This is a genomic window from Saccharibacillus sp. WB 17, assembly GCF_008634075.2.
Taxonomy (GTDB): Bacteria; Bacillota; Bacilli; order Paenibacillales; family Paenibacillaceae; genus Saccharibacillus; species Saccharibacillus brassicae.
Window position 1 is genome coordinate 300600 of sequence record NZ_VPFK02000023.1, and the last position, 17724, is coordinate 318323.

A 17724-nucleotide genomic window follows, 5' to 3' on the forward strand; every position below is an offset into this window, starting at 1 on the left:
CGGAATTCTTTCTTCACTTCTTTTTCCAGCGATGCGTTGCCGTTCTCGTTGACGAAAATGAAGCTTTCGCCAAAGTGTTCGCGAACATGCGCGATCGCTTCTTCCTGCCTCAGAATGCCGCGAAAACGAATCTCTTCGACCATCCATTCGGCGACTTGGCGGGCTGTCATGCCCGCCTGCTGTTCCTCGCTCATGCGTATCCTCCCGCTTGCGCCAGACGCTCCCGCATAGCGGGAAACGACCGGCTTTTCCTTTTACTATACCCGATCTTCGTCCTTATTTCAGGATTTCGATGTTGGGCATAAGCGGAAGCGGCTGCATCTTGCCGTTCACCGCGTTCAGCACGCCGATGACCAGGTAAGCGATAGCAGCGAAGCCGAAGATCGGCATCAGAATCCAGCCGATAAACGGAATGAGGCCGAGCACGAGGTTGCCGGCTATGACGACCAGCAGCAGAAGCAGGCCCTGATTGGCGTGATACATGGCGAAGCGGGAATTGCGCGCGGCGAGAAGCGGCAGAAAGAACAGGATGTACGACAGGGCCGCGATCACCTTGTTGTCTTCAAAATCCTGTGAGCTTCCTTGCCGTTCGTGCGGATGTGGGGTTTGCATAATTAATCTCCTCTCGAATGGGAAATGCGGGATGTGGGGTGGCCTGAAAGTCGAAGGAAGCGCCGCCTGTTGTCTTAGCCGATATACGCCTTCGGAACCATAGGGTTTCATTTTCTTTATGTAAATTTTTAATTATAAGCTTGCTTTTTCTCAGTGGACGTTTTATATTAGTTGACGGGTCAAACATTGATGGATCAAGCATCACCGAGAAAGGGGAGGATACGCATGTGTCCGACCACGCCCGAATCTTGCATTCTGGAGAAGCTCCAGCTGCTCAACACCCGGGTCAGCACCGCATTTTCCGGCTGCGCGGGTATCAGCGCTTCCCGCTTCCGGCTGCTGCAGGAGCTGTTCACGGCCGAAGAGATCGGCCAGAGCGCGCTGCAGAAGCTGCTCGGGATCGACGGAGCCGCCGTCACGCGCCATCTCAAGCAGCTTGAGACGAACGGCTTCGTCACCCGGCGCAGTTCGCCGGAAGACAACCGGATCACGCTCGTCCGGCTCACCGAGCACGGACGGGCGCATATCGACGGATTTTTGCAGGAGAAGTCGCTGCTGACCGAGAAGCTGCTGGCCGGCTTCGACGCGGACGAACGCCTGCTCCTCGCGAATATGCTGGAGCGGATGCACCGCAACGCCGAGACCCTGTAACCGATACCGGATCGGGCCGCGAACCCCGTTCCCGCCTCCGATTCGGCCGGACCGCAAATTTTTTTTTACAGGAAGCTCTTTTTTACCGTTCAAACCTATAAACGATCGGCGTACGCGCCGCAAACTTAACCCAAAGGAGCTGTCTCCCATGAGCAGTGTACAAAAAACCCAAGATTTCCTCGAAGTTCTCAAAAGCCGCCGTTCCGTTCGTTACTATGATTCCTCCGTCAAGATCAGCCGCGAGGAAATGACGCAGATGCTCGAAGAAGCGACGCTCGCGCCTTCGTCCGTCAACATGCAGCCTTGGCGCTTCGTCGTTATCGAGAGCCCGGAAGCCAAAGCCCAACTGCTGCCGCTCGCCAAGTTCAACGGCAACCAGGTTGAGACGTCCGCAGCCGTCGTCGCCGTGTTCGGCGATCTGAACTTCACCGATTACGCCGAAGAAATTTTCGGCAAAGCCGTATCGCTCGGTTATATGCCGGAAGACGTGAAAAACCAGCAGCTCGCCGCTTACCTGCCGCTGTTCGACGCGATGCCGCTTGAAATGAAACGCGATTCCGTCCTGATCGACGCCGGTCTGGTCTCCATGCAGTTTATGCTGGTTGCCCGCGCGCACGGTTACGACACCAACCCGATCGGCGGTTACGAGAAAGAACAAGTCGCCGAAGCTTTCGGCATGGACCCGAAACGCCATGTACCGATCATGCTGATCTCGATCGGCAAAGCGGCCAAAGAAGGTCATTCTTCGGCCCGTCTGGACATCGCCCGCACAACGGAATGGCGCTAAGCCGTTCCTCTAAATAGACCCGAGGAGGAATTCACAATGATTATCGTTCATGCCACATTCCACGTTAACCCGGCCAAAGAAGCCGAGTTCGTCAGCAGTCTCACTCCGCTGATCGCCGCTTCGCAGGCCGAAGAAGGCAATATCTCGTACGACCTGCACAAAGCGGTCGGCCGCGAGCACGTCTACACGATGGTCGAAGTCTGGCGCGACCAGGAAGCGACCGCGATCCATAACAAAAGCGAGCACTTCACCGCTTTTGCCGCTACGGCAGCCGAGTACCTGACCGCTCCGCTGGACATTCAGGCTTTTGAAGGACAAGCGCTGTCCTAAGCGCTTATTCCGGCCTTCCGCACGCAAAAAAAGCTTCGACCGCATTGGCGGTCGAAGCTTTTTTGCATGTCCGGAAGGAAAGGATCTCGGCGTCCGGCGCTGCGCTTAGTAGAACCGGCGTCCGGCTTCGGAACGGCCGGCGTCGCGGCGCTGCTGCTGTTGTCCCTGGAAAGCGTTGACGAGCAGCGCGATGCCGCTTGCGAGGTGCATCGCCCAGCCGAGGAACGGTACCCAACCGAGCGCGGAAGTGACAAGGCCGACGATCGGGCCGTAATACGGCACTCGTTCGCGCACGGCCAGCACTAGCGTGACCAGATGGAGCAGGAACATGAATCCGAGCGCGCCCCAACCGGTTGCCAGTACGAACCAGCCGCCGAGAACGGGAATCGCCAGCAGCAGTTCGCAGGCCGCCGCGACCAACATCAAGATTCTCGATACTTTCATTTGTTTTCTCTCCTGTTCGATTGTGGGATAAAAGCCTGTTGAAAGCTTCTCATGCCCTCTTTTACGAGGGCTTTGACAATCGGTTTCTTTTTTTTAATCTCTCTTTTTGATCGTTCGGGCTGTTTACTCGTTCAGGTAGCGGCGGGCCGCGGAAAACTCGTTCGCGTACCCGGCCGTGGCGATCGGAATGATCTCCACCGTTTTGCCTGCCTTGGGCGAATGCATCATCTTGCCGTCTCCGACATACATCGCGACGTGATGCACTTTGCCTTTGCCGTTATTGTGGGCAAAAAACAGCAGGTCGCCCGGCTGCAAATTCGCCTTTGTTACGGCTTTACCCGCCAGAGCCTGCTCCGAAGCGTCGCGCGGCAGCGCAATGCCGGCGTAGGCGTAGATCGCGCCCGTGAAGCCCGAGCAGTCGAAGCCGTACGCGGACGTCCCGGCCCAGAGGTAAGGCAGGCCGAGGAACGCTTTGCCGGTGTCGACGAGCTGCTGCCCGGTCGGCGCCTCTTCGGGCCTGCCGGCGGCGACGATCTTCGCGTCCGCCGCGGACAGGCGCGCCGTGCCGTGCTGCGGCGTGCGCACTTCGATCCACGGACCGGAGGCCGCGACGACCGGCAGCCGGGTGCCGAAGCTGACGTCCAGCAGCCGGCTGCGGCCGTCCGCTTTGTACAGCGCCGCCGTCTTCGCGCTCACGACCGCTTCCGAACCGGACGTGCCGCTCCATTCGCCGGCCGGGACCGTCTGCAGCTGCGCGGTCGGCAGCCAGCCGGGATAACCGTAGCGGCTTTTGGACGTTGCCTGATCGGTGACGACGACCTGCGACCAGCTTCCTCTGGTCTGCACGATCTTCACTTCGCTTCCGTACAGCGCCTGCGTCTCCGTCTTGCCGGTCAGCCATCTGCGCTTGGACGCCGTGTTCATCGCGTTCGTCCACGTCTTCATATCGACCGGCGCCGCAAGCGAAGGAGCGTCGATCGAACGCGCGAGGCCCGGAGACTTCCATAACGTGGCGACGGACACGCCGATCACCGTCTTGGTACGGCCCGCTGCGCCGCTCGCGGCGGCCGCCTGGGCGGAATTCGCTGCGGGCAGCGCCAGCAGAGGCAGTACGAGCAGCAGCGCGAACAGCGCGAGCAGCCCTTTTTTGCCGAAGTTCATACGTGTTTTGCCGGGATTCATAGGTGTAAAAGCCCTCTTTTCTGTATGGATATGGAATAGGCCGACGATAGATTTGACCCCAGTGTACCAGAACCTCCGCGGAAAAACAGGTCAAAACGACAAATAAGCCTGCACAAGATGTGCGGGCTTATCGCGGGCTTGCGGCTGGAGCGCAGGTACGCACGGCTCGGTGCTCGCTTGGGCCGTTCGGGAAAGGCGCCCGAAGGGTGCTTGAACGAAGACGTCCGAGCCTTCGGAGCCGCCGGGATTCGGCGGATTCCGGGCCGGGCTTGTTCGCGGACTTCTTCGCGGCCCGGCGATCCGCGCTTCCTAGACGACGCTCGGCGAAGGCGTGCGCCGCTCCCCGGCGAACGCCGGCAGCCACTCGCCGTGCGCTTCGATCAGGTCGTCGCACAGCGATACGATATCGTCGATCGACAGCTCGGCCGCCGTATGCGGATCAAGCAGCGCCGCGTGGTACACATGTTCTCTTTGCCCCGTCAAAGCCGCTTCGATCGTCAACCGCTGCGTGTTGAGGTTGGTCTGGTTCAGCGCCGCGAGCTGCGGAGGCAGCGCGCCGACATAGGTCGGGTTCACGCCCGAAGCGTCGACCAGGCACGGCACCTCGACGCACGCATCCTGCGGCAGATTCGGGATCAATCCATTGTTCATGACGTTGCCGGCGATCTTGAACGGCTTGTCCGTCTCCATCGCTTCGAGAATGTACGAGGCGTATTCGACGCTGCGCTCGTGGGTCAGCGATTCGCTCTGCATGAGGCCGTCGCGCACCTCGCCCCATTCGCGGATCTGGTTCACGCAGCGGCGCGGATATTCGTCCAGCGGAATGTTGAAGCGTTCGATCAGCTCGGGATAGTTCTTTTTGATAAAGTACGGGTGGTATTCCGCATTGTGCTCGGACGACTCCGTCACGTAATAGCCGAACCGGTTCATCAGCTCGAACCGCACCATGTCGCCGTGCTTCTCCTGCTGCTTCTCGGCGGCGAGCCGCTTGATTTCGGGATACAGGTCCTCGCCGCCTCGCGTCACTTCGAGCAGCCAGGCCATATGGTTGATGCCGGCGATCTTGGCGCGCACATTCGTCTGATCCATGCCCAGATTCTCGAACAGCGACGGGATGCAGTGCTGGACGCTATGGCACAGCCCGACCGTCTTGATGCCGCCCGCCGTGTTCATCACGCTCGTCAGCACCGCCATCGGGTTCGTGTAATTCAGGAACCAGGCGTCGGGACACACTTCGCGCATATCCGCGGCGATGTCCAGCATAACCGGGATCGTGCGCAGATTGCGGAAAAGACCTCCGATTCCCAGCGTATCCGCGATCGTCTGGCGCAGCCCGTACTTTTTCGGCACCTCGAAATCCGTGATCGTGCACGGATCGTAACCGCCGACCTGAATCGCGTTGATGACGTATTTGGCTCCTCGCAGCGCTTCCTTACGGTCTGTGTACGCTTTGATCCCGCACTGGCTGCCTGCCGTGTTCTTCATGGCACGAAGCAAGGTCTCCGACTCGCCCAAGCGCTGCGGGTCGATGTCGAACAAAGCCAGCTCGAACCCTTGAAGCGCCGGCGTCATCATGATGTCTCCCAGTACGTTCCTTACGAAGACCGTACTTCCCGCGCCGATAAACGTAATTTTCTGCATGTGGGTAACCTCCTGTTTTTGGCTTCCGTTTCTGCTTTTACTATAACGTTAGCGCTTACAGGAGGACATGGAGTAATGGCAGGTTTGTTTGTTATAATGTATGAAGAAACATCGTCGCCTTAATTAGCGACTTCCAATCAAAGGATCGAAAGGCGGAACGCCCCACCCGACTTTCGATCCTCTCCCGGGAGCGATTCCGATCAGACGATGTTTCGTGGCTTCCTAGCAAGGCTTTTGCCAAAATCCTCAAGCGACCAGGATTAGGTCCACTGGAGCGATTCCAATCGAATTTGGCAAAAGCGGTTACATCGTCGCCTCTATCCGCGACTTCCAATCAAAGGATCGAAAGACGGAACGCTCCACCCGACTTTCGATCCTCTCCCGGGAGCGATTCCGATCAGACGATGTTTCGTGGCTTCGTTGCGGGGGGGGGGTTGCCAAATTTTTTTAAAAGGGCGCCATCTTGGTTAGACTAGGCCGCTAGATCCTGATCTCGGCTCGCGCGCTGCAACCCCGAGCTCGCCGCCCAGCCGCCCGCTCCTCCAAAATGTGATCATTTCATTCACATTTCGTATCAAAAACAAGCCGAATCCCATAAATGTTGACTTTATGCTCACATTTTCTCGCCAGTCCGCTATATTACGGCGATTTCCGTCGAAAATGTGTTCATTTGGTCAACAATTCGCTTTTCTCGTGGCAAAAAAGCCGAAAATGTTGACTTTATGACCACATTTCAAATTGGCAGCCGCATGGCCGCATCTTGCATCCCACATTCTGCGTCCTGCGTCACCCATCCCAATTCCCGATCCCGCCATTCCCGAAAGGAGATCGTTCATGCCCGCCGAACAATTCACCCATACTTCCGAAGAAAATCGCATGCAGGGCGAAGTGTCGCTGCTGTTCTACGGCCGCGAAAGCTGCGCGCCCAACCATTCCTGGGGCCCCGGGCTGCGGGATGCCTACATCCTGCATTATATTCACCGCGGGCGGGGCATCTTCCGCTCGGAAGGCCGCGAGTACGCGCTCGGCCCCGGTCAGGGCTTCCTGATCCTGCCGGATACGCTCGTGCACTACGAGGCGGACCCCGACGATCCGTGGGTCTACGTCTGGTTCGGGCTGCGCGGTCTGCATGTCCGCGCGCTGTTGGAGCGGGCCGGGCTGACGGCCGGCTCGCCCGTGTATACGGCGGCGGACGGGTCGCCGCTCGAGAGTCTCTACGCCGGGCTGCTCGAGGTACGCGAGCGGCCCGGCGGCGACCTGCTGGCGCAGGCGGAGGTCTACCGCCTGCTGGCCGCGCTGGTCGCAGGCGCGCCGGCTTCGACGGCGCGCCCGCTCGCGACTCCGCGCGCGAGGGAGGCGCATCTGTCACGGGCGGCGGCCGTGATCGAGAACGGCTACAGCCGCAAGCTCGGCGCCGAAGACATCGCAAGCGAAGTCGGGCTCGACCGGACGTATCTGTCGAGCCTGTTCAAGGACGCGTACGGCGTTCCGCTGCAGACGTTCGTGCTGCAGTACCGCATGCGCCGCGCGCGCGAACTGCTGCGCAACCATTCGCTGTCGGTGAGCGACGTGGCCCGGTCCGTCGGCTATCCCGATCCGTTCCTGTTCTCCAAAATGTTCAAGCGCGTCTGCGGCGTGTCCCCTACCGCCTACCGCGAACAGCCGGAAGCCTGACGGCCGGCGGTCCGGGCGCATATTCGCCGATACCCGCATTCACCGGACCGCCCGGGCTGTTCGGGCTGTCCGGGGCCGCGTTCTATCCGTCGCGCCGCCGGTCTTTGAGCAGTTCGGACGGCGAACGTCCCGTAATCTTTTTGAACATGCGGTAAAAGTAAGAAGCGTCTTTGTAGCCGAGAAACTCGGCGATCTCGGCCGCGTTCAGCCGCGATTCTTCCAGCATATAGACGGCCCGCTTCATGCGCTGCCGGTGCACGCATTCGCTGATCGTGCGGCCGGAAATTTCCTTGAACAGCGAAGCGGCGTAGTTGGGCGTACGGTCGATCGTCTCGCCCAGCACTTCTTTGGTAATCTTTTCGCGATAATGGCGCTCGATGTACCGCTTCATCTGTTCGACGTGCCGCTGCTTTTCGCCATGAATCTGTCCGCGGTCGTATTCCCGGCTGATGTCGATCAGCAGTTCCGTGAGGATGGACTGCGCCATCAGTTCGTAATACGACGGCCGTTCGTTCCACTGTTCGCGCAGCACGCGAATCCGGTCGTGCACCGATTCGTAGCGCCCGAGGCGCCGCTTGTACGAACGTTCGCGCCGCAGCAGCGGCAGAGTGCCTGCGTCTTCGGCCGACACCGTAAAACCGACGACCGTTTTGGTATGCGACAGCGTCGGCACGCTTTTTCCGTAATAGGGCGTGTGCGCCGGAATGAGCAGCACGTCGCCTCTCTCCATCAGATGGCGTTCCCCGTCCACCCAGTAGATACATTTTCCGTAGGTGGCGAGCGTAAGCATATGACAATCCCGACCGTTCTCCGTATGTTCGTACCATTCCGCTCCGTTGTCCTGATAGACGTGTTCCACTCTCGGCATAAGGACTTCCTTTCTACCGTACTATGTTTCCTACATTGTACTATATGTCATTTCATCCTGCCTGCCGCAGCGGTACAATACAGACAAAAGGTTGTTGAAAGCGCCAATCAATCCGCCCAAAGCGGGTAAACAATAAAGAATGGCCCGGTCCGCCGGTCGATTGTCCGCACCGAAGACCCTGTGCGCAACGCCCGGCTGACCGAATCTGCCCGACGCCAAACCGGTGATCATCCTTGAGCTTCGGGGCGGACAACAATCCCTGAAGCTCAAGAAAACGAGGAGGCTTTTTGCGAAAATGAAAACGAAAATTGTATGTACGATGGGACCTGCTTGCGATACGGTTGACATGCTCAAAGAAATGATCCAATCCGGCATGACGGTAGCCCGACTGAACATGGCGCACGGCGAACCGGCCGACCACAGCGAACGCATTCGTAAAGTGCGCCAGGCCGCGGCCGAGCTGAACACGTTCGTTCCGATCATGATGGACATCAAAGGTCCGGAAGTGCGTATCGGCAAACTGCAGGAAGAATACGTGCAGCTCGAAGCGGGCAGCGAACTGATCCTGACGACCGAACCGGAAGTGCTCGGCACGGCGGAGCGTATCGGCGTCAACTATCCGAAGCTGAACGAAGACGTGCATGTGGGCGACCGCATCCTGATCGACGACGGCCTGATCGCTCTCGACGTATTCAAGATCGAAGGCGGCGAGATCTACTGCCGCATCCTGAACGGCGGACGTCTCAAACCGCGCAAAGGCGTCAACCTGCCGGGCGTCAAAACGAGTCTGCCGGGCGTGACCGAGCGCGACGTGATGCATATCAACTACGGCCTGAGCGAAAACGTTGAAATCATCGCCGCTTCGTTCGTCCGCAAAGGCGAAGACATCATGGAAATCCGCCGCATTCTGGCCGAACAAGGCGCGCCGCACGTGCAGATCATCTCCAAGATCGAAAACCAGGAAGGCATGGACAATCTGGACGCGATCATTGAAGCTTCCGACGGCATCATGGTTGCCCGCGGCGATCTCGGCGTGGAAGTTCCGGTCCAGGACGTGCCGGCGGCCCAGAAGCTCATGATCGACAAGTGCAACCTGGCCGGCAAACCGGTCATCGTGGCGACGCATATGCTGGAGTCGATGCAGGTGAATCCGCGTCCGACCCGTTCCGAAGTCAGCGACGTGGCGAATGCCGTACTGCAGGGCGCGGACTGCGTCATGCTCTCCGGCGAATCCGCGGCGGGCAAATACCCGCTCGAATCGATCCGCACGATGGCGGCCGTCGCGGCCAAAGCCGAAACGATGATCGACTACGACGTGCAATTCAACAGCAAACGTGCGCTGCATCTGAACGACATCACCGAAGTGGTGAGCCAGAGCTCGGTGAACGCTTCGCTCGTGCTTGACGCGGCGGCGCTGATCATTTCTACCGAATCGGGCTTCACGGCCCGCATGATCTCGAAATACCGCCCGAAAGCTCCGATCATCGCGGTGAGCCAGAATGCCAAAACGCTGCCGAAAATGAGCCTGCTGTACGGCGTCGTGCCGATGCAGGGCCAACCGGTCACCAGTACCGACGAAATGTTCGAAGTCGCGACCAAAAACGCGCTCGAAGCCGGCTACATCAAGTCGGGCGACACCGTCGTTCTGTCGGCAGGCATCCCGATCGGCCAGGCCGGCAACACGAACGTTATGAAAGTTCAGCAGGTCTAACCCGGTCCCTCATTATAGAAAACAGAAAAAACCCCGCTTTCCGTCTATACGGAAAGCGGGGTTTTTAGGTATCCGGCGGCTGTGCCGCCTGTGAAGGGTGACGGGACCGGCGCGTCGGACAAACCCGAGGCGAAGGCTGGATACCGGTCCGGCGGAATCGCCGGAAAAGCATTTATTTGGTCGTGGCGGCCTTTTTGCGGCTCGGCTTTTTGCGTGCGGCGACTTTCTCCGCGGCCAGGCGTTCGATCTCGTCGACGCGATCCTGCTCTTCGACACGCTTGCCTTCGACGATCTGGGCTTTTTTCTCGCGGATTTCTTCGGTCACGAGTTCCTGCTTGCTCGAATCGCTGATCGTCAGGTAATGTTCGAACGCTTCGGGATACATGAACGTTTTCTCTCCGGTTTCATCGGCGAATTTGACGGTAACTTTTCCTTCGCCGTTTTCCGTTACCGTCCCTGGTCCAAAGCTGTTATGCAGAACCTTTTCATTCGTCAAATCCATTAAAGTCCATCTCCTCTTGTCTTTTCCATTTGGCAAAAAGCATGTTTCGTTCGCACCCGAAGCCCCGGACACGATCGAAGCGGTTCATTCGGGTTGGGTTGCTGCCGGTTATTGTTGCTCCTGCCGGTTTGAGTTTTTAGATTTGGATTCTGCTTGCTTGACGTCTTATCCGCTTCGCCTTGCAACCGTCGGCCAAAAGCCGAATGGTGCGGGAGAAATGGATAAAGCTTTTCTTTTAACCTTACCCTATTTTCAGTCCAGTTGAAACAGCTGTGCCTTTTATTGCGAACAAACTTTCGTTTTTTCGAGTTTTCCTCGAAAATTTTCGAATCTTTTCTGAGTCTATGGAACCTTTTTTCAAAAAAAGTGCATCTTTTTGGCCGAGGATGGGTAAAATAAGACGAAACTATGGACAAACGGACCCCAACATCCAGACGCATTCTAGAAAACAGAAACAATTCGGAGGTACATACATGAGCGGATTATCCAGGCAAGACCTTGCGCACGATCGCGCCATTCCACAAGACGCAGACGCACGCGCTGCCGACACGAACGCCCGGCGCGCCGCGCGCCTCGGCGGCATCGCTTCGCTGACGGTGGCTGCGGGCATCGGCGGTATGCTTCTGCTTCCGCCGGAATCGGCCCACGCGGCAAGCGCTTCGTACCCGGCCAAAGTCCACACCGACTCGCTCAACGTGCGCAGCACGGCCGGGCCGGATACCCCGGTCATCGGATCGCTGCGCAGCGGCGACGTCGTGACCGTCACGGACGAACGCCTCGGCTGGCTCAAGGTCGAGAACGCTTCGACGTCCGGCTGGGTTGCCGGCTATTACCTGAAGCGGGAAAACGGCAGCGCCGCTTCGGCGGTCGTCACGACCGGTTCGCGTTCGTTTTCGCCGAAAACGGCTTCCGCCCCGGCGGCTTATTCGTCCTCGGGCGGCTCCGCCGTCTCGTCCGGCGACAAAGCGCTCGTGACCGCGAATTCGGTCATTATCCGCAGCGGTCCCGGCCGAAGCCACGACCTGCTCGGCTCGGCCAACCGCAACGACGCGGTCACCGTAATAGAGAGCCGCGGCGGCTGGTCGCGCATCAAGACGTCTTACGGCGCTTACGGCTGGATCTCGACCGACTATCTTCAGGGCGGAGGACGGGCCGTCGTCAAAGCGGCCGTCCAGACGCAGAAAGCGGTCAAGGTCAGCACGGCTGCCGCGCGCAGTCCCAAAGCGGATACGTCCGATATTCAATCGGGCAGCCTGCAGGGCAAACTGATCGTGCTCGATCCGGGCCACGGCGGCAACGATCCCGGCACGGTCGGTACGACGTACGGCCTCGTCGAACAGGAGCTGAACCTGCAGACGGCGCTCTACGTGCGCGATTACCTCGTCTCGCGCGGCGCCCGCGTCGAGATGACGCGCACCGACAGCGGCCAGCGGCCTTCGCTCGCTTCGCGCTCGCAGCTCGCGCCTTCGCTGGGCGCCGACGCTTTTGTGAGCATTCATTACAATTCGGCGCTGAGCGCCTCGGCCAACGGTACATTGGTCTGCTTCTATTCCGAAGCCAAAGACTTGAAGCTGGCCCGAGCCCTCGAAGCGCCGCTCAAAAGCGGCAGCGGCATCCGCAGCAACGGCCTCGCGTTCGGCAACTTCAAAGTCATCCGCGAAAACAGCGTACCGGCCGTCCTGCTTGAAATGGGCTTCCTGTCGAACGCGTCCGACGAAGCGACGATCTCGAGTTCGGATTACCAGCGCAGCGCCGCCAAGTCGATCGCCGACGGTCTGCAGCTCTACTTCTCCAACTGATTCGCGGCGTCCCCGTTCGGAGCGGATGCTCCGGCCGGGACGCGACTCGGCAGAAGGGTTCGGTCGGTGCGGGTACGCCCTGCCTTCCGCTTCCGGCCTGCGTCAATCACAAAACCCCGCTTCTCTCTTGAAGAGAAGCGGGGTTTTCGGCTTTTTATTCGGTTTTGACTCCCGGGTTCGGTTTTGACCCTCGGATTCGGTTGTGGCTGCCGGGTTCAGGTTCGGTTTAACCTTCAACCCTGCGGCTTCACCGCGGCAAGCGCGCTGTAGAGCTGAAGCCGGCGCAGCGGCTTGAACACGGTAAAGCGCACGCTGTCGAGATCCGGCAGCTCCGGCACCGTGCCGAGCGGCGCCAGCAGTGCGATCGGCGGAGCATCCGGCAGGGACGCGATCCGCTCCAGCAGTTCCGGAAAGTGCATGTCGAGCAGCACGAGATCGAACGATTCGCGTTCCAGCAGCGCCAGCGCTTCGCCGGCGGAGCGCGCGCCCGAAGCCGAAGCCTGCCAGCCGTCCAGCAGCCGCTCCAGTACCGCCAGCGCCGACAGATTGTCGTCGACGATCAGAACGCGCAGCCCCTGCAGGCGAAGCGGAGCGGCCAAGCCCAGGTCAAAGTCGGTGTACGGCATAAAAGGAAGCACGACGATGAATTCCGTTCCGAGACCCGGCTCGCTCACCACGTCGATATGCCCGTCCATCAATTCGATCAGGTTGCGCGTAATGGCCAGGCCGAGACCCGTTCCCCCGTAATGCCGGCCGCTCTCCGGGCCGTGCACCTGATGATACGTCTGGAACAGTCCGTTCAGCTTGTCCGCGGACATGCCGATTCCCGTATCCCGCACAGAAATTTTGAGGCACACTTCGCCGTCCGTGCACGCTTCGGCCTGACGAACGGTCACGAGAATCTGTCCGGCGTGCGTGAACTTGACGGCGTTGCCGAGCAGGTTGAGCAGGATCTGCCGCAGCTTGCCCGCATCGCCCTGCACGAACATGGGCAGTCCGTCTTCCACGTCGAGAATCAGCTCCACCTTTTTCTCGATCGCCCTCGGCGCCATGAGCGAAGCGACGTCCTCGATCGTCGACGCGGGATCGAACAGCGACACTTCGACGCTCTGCTTGCCCGCTTCCAGCTTGCTGTAGTCCAAAATATTGTTGGCCAGCGTCGACAGGAAATCGTTGCTGGAGCGGATCATTTCGAGAAAATGCTGCTGTTCCTGCGTCAGTTCGGTCATCGCCATCAGCTCCGACATCGCGATGCTGCCGTTGAGCGAATTGCGGATCTCGTGGGTCATAAACGCCAGAAAATCAGCTTTTTGCTGCGTCGACTGCCGCGCGGCCTGCGCTTCGCCCCGATACGATTCGGCCAGTTCCTCGATGCGTTTCTTGTCTTCGGCGAGCCGGTTCAAACGGTCCACGTCGACGGCGACTCTCCGCTCCAGTTCCACGATATACGACAGGAACAGCGCCATCGAAGTCAGCAGTTCCAGATCTTTTTCGGAAAAAGATCCCGGGACGCCGAGCGCCGCCAATCCGCCGAAGTTTCGCCCGTCGGGATACGAGATCGGAAATCCGATCAGCGAATAATCGCCGAACGTGCGCGTCGCGTATTGGTTGTGGGTGAGAGGGTGGCGGGACGTTTGGGGAATGACGAGGGGGAGGTTCCAGTTTTTTTCGGTCCACTTCTCAAAATAAGCCGGGTCGAATCGGATTTCCTGACCTTCGCGAACCAGTTCCTTTCTGTTGTTGAAGGCTTTGATGACGGTGCTGACGGGTCCTTCGTTCGATACGACCATGACCGATTCGGCCGCAAGGCTCCAACTGAGCAGACTTACGACATGTTCGGCGGCCTCGACGAAATTTTCGAAAAATTCATGTTTGCCGATTGCCATTCTTTCACCTCCGACCGATCGAACTCAACGTGCATGCAGCAGCAGCCGGCGCAAAAGAATGAATGAATCCATCGATGATTTGCGTAGGGACTGTAAGTAACTGTATTTCTTAATACTATAACCTAAAATGATATCAAAAAAAACGCCCCAAGCCGCGCGAAAAAAATTATTTCGACGGATTGGGGACGCGGCTTCTCCTGTCGGAGTCGGCACCGGAGTTTCCAGCGCGGCAGGGCTTTGGGCGCCCCTGCCGCTTCTTCACGTTCTAGCGCAGAGACTCCGCAAACTCGACCAATTCGCCGGCCTGCGCCCGAATCTCTACCACGGCGGCATTGACCTGCTGCGTCATCGCGGCCTGGGCGCCGGTCAGTTCGGCCATCGCCCCGATATTGTTCAGAATACGGTCGATCTGCTCCTTCATCTCGTTCAGGCTGCTGCCGATATTCCCGGTCGCTTCGGCGCTGTTGACCGCAAGCTTGCGCACTTCGTCGGCGACCACCGAGAAGCCGCGTCCGAATTCGCCCGCCCGCGCCGCTTCGATCGCCGCGTTCAGGCCGAGCAGGTTGGTCTGTTCGGCCACTTCCTTGATGAAGCTCGAAATGTTCTGCGTTTCTTCCGCGCTGTTCTTCGCCCGGTTGGCGGCTTTGGTCGATTTGTTCTGCATCTGGACGAGCGCCTGGGCGCCTTCGGAGATCGAATCGATGCTAGCGACCACTTCCCCGATCGAACGGGACAGGATATCCAGCTTCTCGCCGACACGGTCGATCAGCATCTCCTGGTTGCGCTCGAACGTCACTTCGCGCAGCGTGCCCGCCAGGCGCAGCGGGACGCCCGATTCGTTGCGAATCGTCGCTCCGTTCGCGCGGTACCAACGGTACTGCCCGTCTTTGTGGCGCAGCCGGTACTGCTGGTCGAGCTGCGAGCGGCCGCTGTAATCGTTGAGGTAATCGGCCAGCCCCTGCCGGGCCGAAGCGGCATCTTCCGGGTGCAGGCGCGAAGCCCAGCTGTCGAGCACGTTGGGCAGCTCCTGCTCGCTTGCATAGCCGAGCATTTTGCGGAACTGCTCGGAGAACCAGATCTCGTTCTTCGCGTTCACCGGATCGCCGGCGATGACCGTCATGTCCCAGGGCGCTTCGGTCAGCGCCCGGTTGATCAGGTCGTAGCGGGTGACGAGGCTGTTCAACTCGTTCTCGCGCAGCGTCTTCTCGTGAATGTCGAACAAAGCGCCGGCGATCCGCAGCGGCACGCCGTTCTCGCCGCGCGTCGTCGTGCCGGTGGCGCGGAACCATCGGTATTCGCCGCTCTTGAGCTTCAGGCGGTACTGGACGTCGTAAGGCGTTCGGCCGGTCCGGTCGACGAGGTGGTCCGCCAGCGCGGCGACGACCCACTCCTGTTCTTCGGGGTGCAGCCGGGAAGCCCAACTGTCCAAAATGTTCGGGAAATCGGTCTCGTTCGCGTAGCCGAGCATCCGGCGGAATTCCGGGCTCCAGATAAAGGTATTGTTCGGATTGACCGGATCTCCGGCCACGACCGTCATGTCCCACAATCCGACCTCGATCGCTTTGGAGACGAGGTTGAGCCGGAGTTCGGAATCGGCAGCCCGGGCGGCCGACAAATCCAGCACGGCGTTGAGGTTCTCGGCAATTTCCAGCACTTCCGCGGAAGCTTGCCCCGCTTCCAGCTTGTCTCCGAACCTGCCCTGTTCCGCCCATTTTCTAAGTTCCCTGCTCGCCTCTAGCAGCGAGTCGACACGACCGGTTGCAGCTGTTTTAAACAAGTTCCGTTTCCCCCTTTGATGTTCCGGCGCGCGGCGGATCGATCCCCGTTTTGTCCGATAGCCGTTGGCCGCAGCCAGCCGTCAAGCCGGCAGCCAAGCCAATAGACTCAAGTATACCTCACAATGGTGTCCAAAAGATTATCCAACAGTCCGAAATTTGTCGAAAATTTGGTTTAAATGTAGGTCCGCGCAAAAAGAAACGCATGATTCGCAAGTGTTTGCGTCAACGTACTGTTTATATGGGGCATTCTGTGCTAGACTTGTAAGTTGCATCACTTCGTATTTTTTTGTGATATTTTCCGCTGCAAGGTAGCGGCATTCCATAGATTTTTCTCATATAAAAAGGAGCCATCATGACATTTAACGATTTGAACCTGATTCCTTCCATTCTCAAAGCCCTGCAAAAAGAAAATTACACCACCCCGACGCCGATCCAGCAGCAGGCGATTCCTGCCGCTCTGGAAGGACGCGACGTGCTGGGCTGCGCCCAGACCGGTACCGGCAAGACGGCGGCTTTCTCGCTGCCGATCATCCAGCGCCTGTCGGCCAAAGCGCCTGCCGGCAACAAACGCCCGATCCGCTCGCTGATCCTGACGCCGACGCGCGAGCTGGCGATTCAGATCTACGACAACATCCGCGCTTACAGCCTGTATACCGAGCTGCGCAGCCAGGTTATCGTCGGCGGCGTCTCGCAGACTCCGCAGGAACGCGAACTGCAGCGCGGCACCGATATCCTGATCGCGACCCCGGGCCGCCTGCTCGACCTGATCAACCAGAAGCACGTTAACCTGGATTCGGTCGAAATCCTCGTGCTCGACGAAGCCGACCGGATGCTCGACATGGGCTTTATCCGCGACGTGCAGAAGATCATCGCGAGAATTCCGGCCAAAAAGCAGACGTTGTTCTTCTCGGCCACGATGCCGCGCGAGATCGCCGATCTCGTCAATTCGCTGCTCGTCAATCCGCTCAAAGTCGAAATCACGCCGGTCTCTTCGACGGTGGACCGGATTCGCCAAGCCCTATACCGGGTCGACAAGCCGAACAAGCAGAAGCTGCTGACCGACATCCTGAAGGACACGTCGATCGAGTCCGCCCTCGTGTTCACGCGCACGAAGCACGGCGCCAACCGCGTCGCGCGCCTGCTTGACCGCTCCGGCATCTCGGCGCAGGCGATTCACGGCGACAAGTCGCAGAACGCCCGCCAGGCCGCGTTGAGCAACTTCAAGAACGGCGCGACGCGCGTGCTGGTCGCAACCGACATCGCCGCCCGCGGCATCGACATCGACGAGCTGTCGCACGTCATCAACTTCAACCTGCCGAACATTCCGGAGACTTACGTGCACCGGATCGGCCGTACCGGCCGCGCCGGACGGGACGGCATCTCCATTTCGTTCTGCGAAACGGAAGAGCTGCCGTACCTCAAAGACATCCAGAAGCTGATCGGCAAAACCATTCCGGAAATCAAGGATCATCCTTATCCGATGACGGGCGCCACCGCTTCCGACGACGAGCCTGCCCCGCAGGGCGGACAAGGCGGCGGACGCGGTCGCGCCAAAGGCGGCGCGCAGCCTGCCGGCGCCAAGAACGCGGCCCGCGGCGGATCGCAGACGGCCGGTGCCAAAAGCCCGGCCCGCCCTTCCGCGAAGCAGCCGGCCGCGAAAGCGCCGGCCAAAAACGGCGGCCAGCCGGCTGCCGCCAAGCCTGCGGCCAAGAGCGACGCGCCACCAAGCGCGCCGAAAAGCCGCCCGGCCGGCTCCGGCCAGCCGGTCCGCGCGAACGGCAAGCCCGCCGGCGCTGCCCAGGCCGGCGGCGAAGCGAACCGCAGCCGCCCGGCGAGCAAGCCGCACGCCGGCCCTCGCG

At 59.6% G+C, this 17724-nt stretch carries 15 protein-coding genes and 1 pseudogene (1 of these 16 cut by a window edge); 7 read left to right on the top strand and 9 right to left on the bottom strand.

Annotated elements, in window-relative coordinates; genetic code table 11:
* Positions 1-194 (bottom strand): annotated as a pseudogene (locus tag FTE24_RS23280) (DUF6953 family protein); its annotated part reaches 31 nt to the left of the window's first position; the annotation flags it as partial.
* Between the two features lie 82 nt (positions 195-276).
* On the bottom strand, positions 277-612 hold the full coding sequence (locus FTE24_RS12680; RefSeq protein WP_141448079.1) for a DUF4870 domain-containing protein: 336 nt from the start codon (positions 610-612) through the stop codon (positions 277-279).
* 225 nt (positions 613-837) lie between these two features.
* Between FTE24_RS12680 and FTE24_RS12685 the strand changes: the two genes are divergently transcribed.
* The 3 genes from FTE24_RS12685 to FTE24_RS12695 all read left to right on the top strand — a co-directional run bounded on the left by FTE24_RS12685 (position 838) and on the right by FTE24_RS12695 (position 2380).
* Positions 838-1263, top strand: a complete 426-nt coding sequence (locus FTE24_RS12685; RefSeq protein ID WP_150233707.1) for a MarR family transcriptional regulator — start codon at positions 838-840, stop codon at positions 1261-1263.
* A 148-nt stretch (positions 1264-1411) separates the two neighbouring features.
* Positions 1412-2050 (top strand): nitroreductase family protein, encoded by a 639-nt coding sequence (locus FTE24_RS12690; RefSeq protein ID WP_150233709.1) that lies wholly within the window; start codon positions 1412-1414, stop codon positions 2048-2050.
* 36 nt (positions 2051-2086) lie between these two features.
* Positions 2087-2380, top strand: a complete 294-nt coding sequence (locus FTE24_RS12695) for a putative quinol monooxygenase (RefSeq protein ID WP_141448076.1) — start codon at positions 2087-2089, stop codon at positions 2378-2380.
* 105 nt (positions 2381-2485) lie between these two features.
* Here FTE24_RS12695 and FTE24_RS12700 read toward each other — a convergent pair whose 3' ends face one another.
* From FTE24_RS12700 to FTE24_RS12710, 3 genes are all read right to left on the bottom strand, one after another.
* The gene (locus tag FTE24_RS12700) at positions 2486-2824 is read right to left on the bottom strand and encodes a hypothetical protein (protein WP_141448075.1); all 339 of its coding nucleotides are present in this window, start codon (positions 2822-2824) and stop codon (positions 2486-2488) included.
* Between the two features lie 123 nt (positions 2825-2947).
* Complete coding sequence (locus FTE24_RS12705; RefSeq protein ID WP_237401739.1) at positions 2948-4006, bottom strand: C40 family peptidase; 1059 nt, start codon at positions 4004-4006, stop codon at positions 2948-2950.
* Between the two features lie 309 nt (positions 4007-4315).
* A complete protein-coding gene (locus FTE24_RS12710; protein WP_150233711.1) occupies positions 4316-5647 on the bottom strand; it encodes an alpha-glucosidase/alpha-galactosidase in 1332 nt (443 codons plus the stop codon).
* Between the two features lie 834 nt (positions 5648-6481).
* Between FTE24_RS12710 and FTE24_RS12715 the strand changes: the two genes are divergently transcribed.
* On the top strand, positions 6482-7321 hold the full coding sequence (locus FTE24_RS12715; RefSeq protein WP_150233713.1) for an AraC family transcriptional regulator: 840 nt from the start codon (positions 6482-6484) through the stop codon (positions 7319-7321).
* Between the two features lie 82 nt (positions 7322-7403).
* Here FTE24_RS12715 and FTE24_RS12720 read toward each other — a convergent pair whose 3' ends face one another.
* Positions 7404-8189, bottom strand: a complete 786-nt coding sequence (locus tag FTE24_RS12720; protein ID WP_150233715.1) for a helix-turn-helix domain-containing protein — start codon at positions 8187-8189, stop codon at positions 7404-7406.
* Between the two features lie 295 nt (positions 8190-8484).
* On the opposite strand from FTE24_RS12720, the gene pyk reads away from it, so the two are divergent.
* A complete protein-coding gene (gene pyk / locus FTE24_RS12725) occupies positions 8485-9900 on the top strand; it encodes a pyruvate kinase (protein ID WP_150233717.1) in 1416 nt (471 codons plus the stop codon).
* Between the two features lie 172 nt (positions 9901-10072).
* Here the strand turns inward: pyk and FTE24_RS12730 are convergent, their stop codons facing one another.
* Positions 10073-10402, bottom strand: coding sequence for a hypothetical protein (locus tag FTE24_RS12730; RefSeq protein ID WP_141448069.1), 330 nt, complete (start codon positions 10400-10402; stop codon positions 10073-10075).
* Positions 10403-10875: 473 nt separating this feature from the next.
* Here FTE24_RS12730 and FTE24_RS12735 point away from each other — a divergent pair, with 473 nt between their 5' ends.
* Entirely contained in the window at positions 10876-12201 is a 1326-nt protein-coding gene (locus FTE24_RS12735; RefSeq protein WP_160441749.1) for an N-acetylmuramoyl-L-alanine amidase, read from the top strand.
* A 233-nt stretch (positions 12202-12434) separates the two neighbouring features.
* Here the strand turns inward: FTE24_RS12735 and FTE24_RS12740 are convergent, their stop codons facing one another.
* Together FTE24_RS12740 and FTE24_RS12745 are read right to left on the bottom strand one after the other, a co-directional pair.
* On the bottom strand, positions 12435-14087 hold the full coding sequence (locus FTE24_RS12740) for an ATP-binding protein (protein WP_150233720.1): 1653 nt from the start codon (positions 14085-14087) through the stop codon (positions 12435-12437).
* A gap of 265 nt (positions 14088-14352) precedes the next feature.
* Positions 14353-15864 carry a methyl-accepting chemotaxis protein gene (locus FTE24_RS12745; protein WP_150233722.1) on the bottom strand — a complete coding sequence of 504 codons (1512 nt, stop codon included), beginning with the start codon at positions 15862-15864 and terminating at the stop codon, positions 14353-14355.
* Between the two features lie 353 nt (positions 15865-16217).
* Between FTE24_RS12745 and FTE24_RS12750 the strand changes: the two genes are divergently transcribed.
* A partial coding sequence (locus tag FTE24_RS12750) for a DEAD/DEAH box helicase (protein ID WP_160441750.1) occupies positions 16218-17724 on the top strand: 1507 nt, incomplete at its 3' end.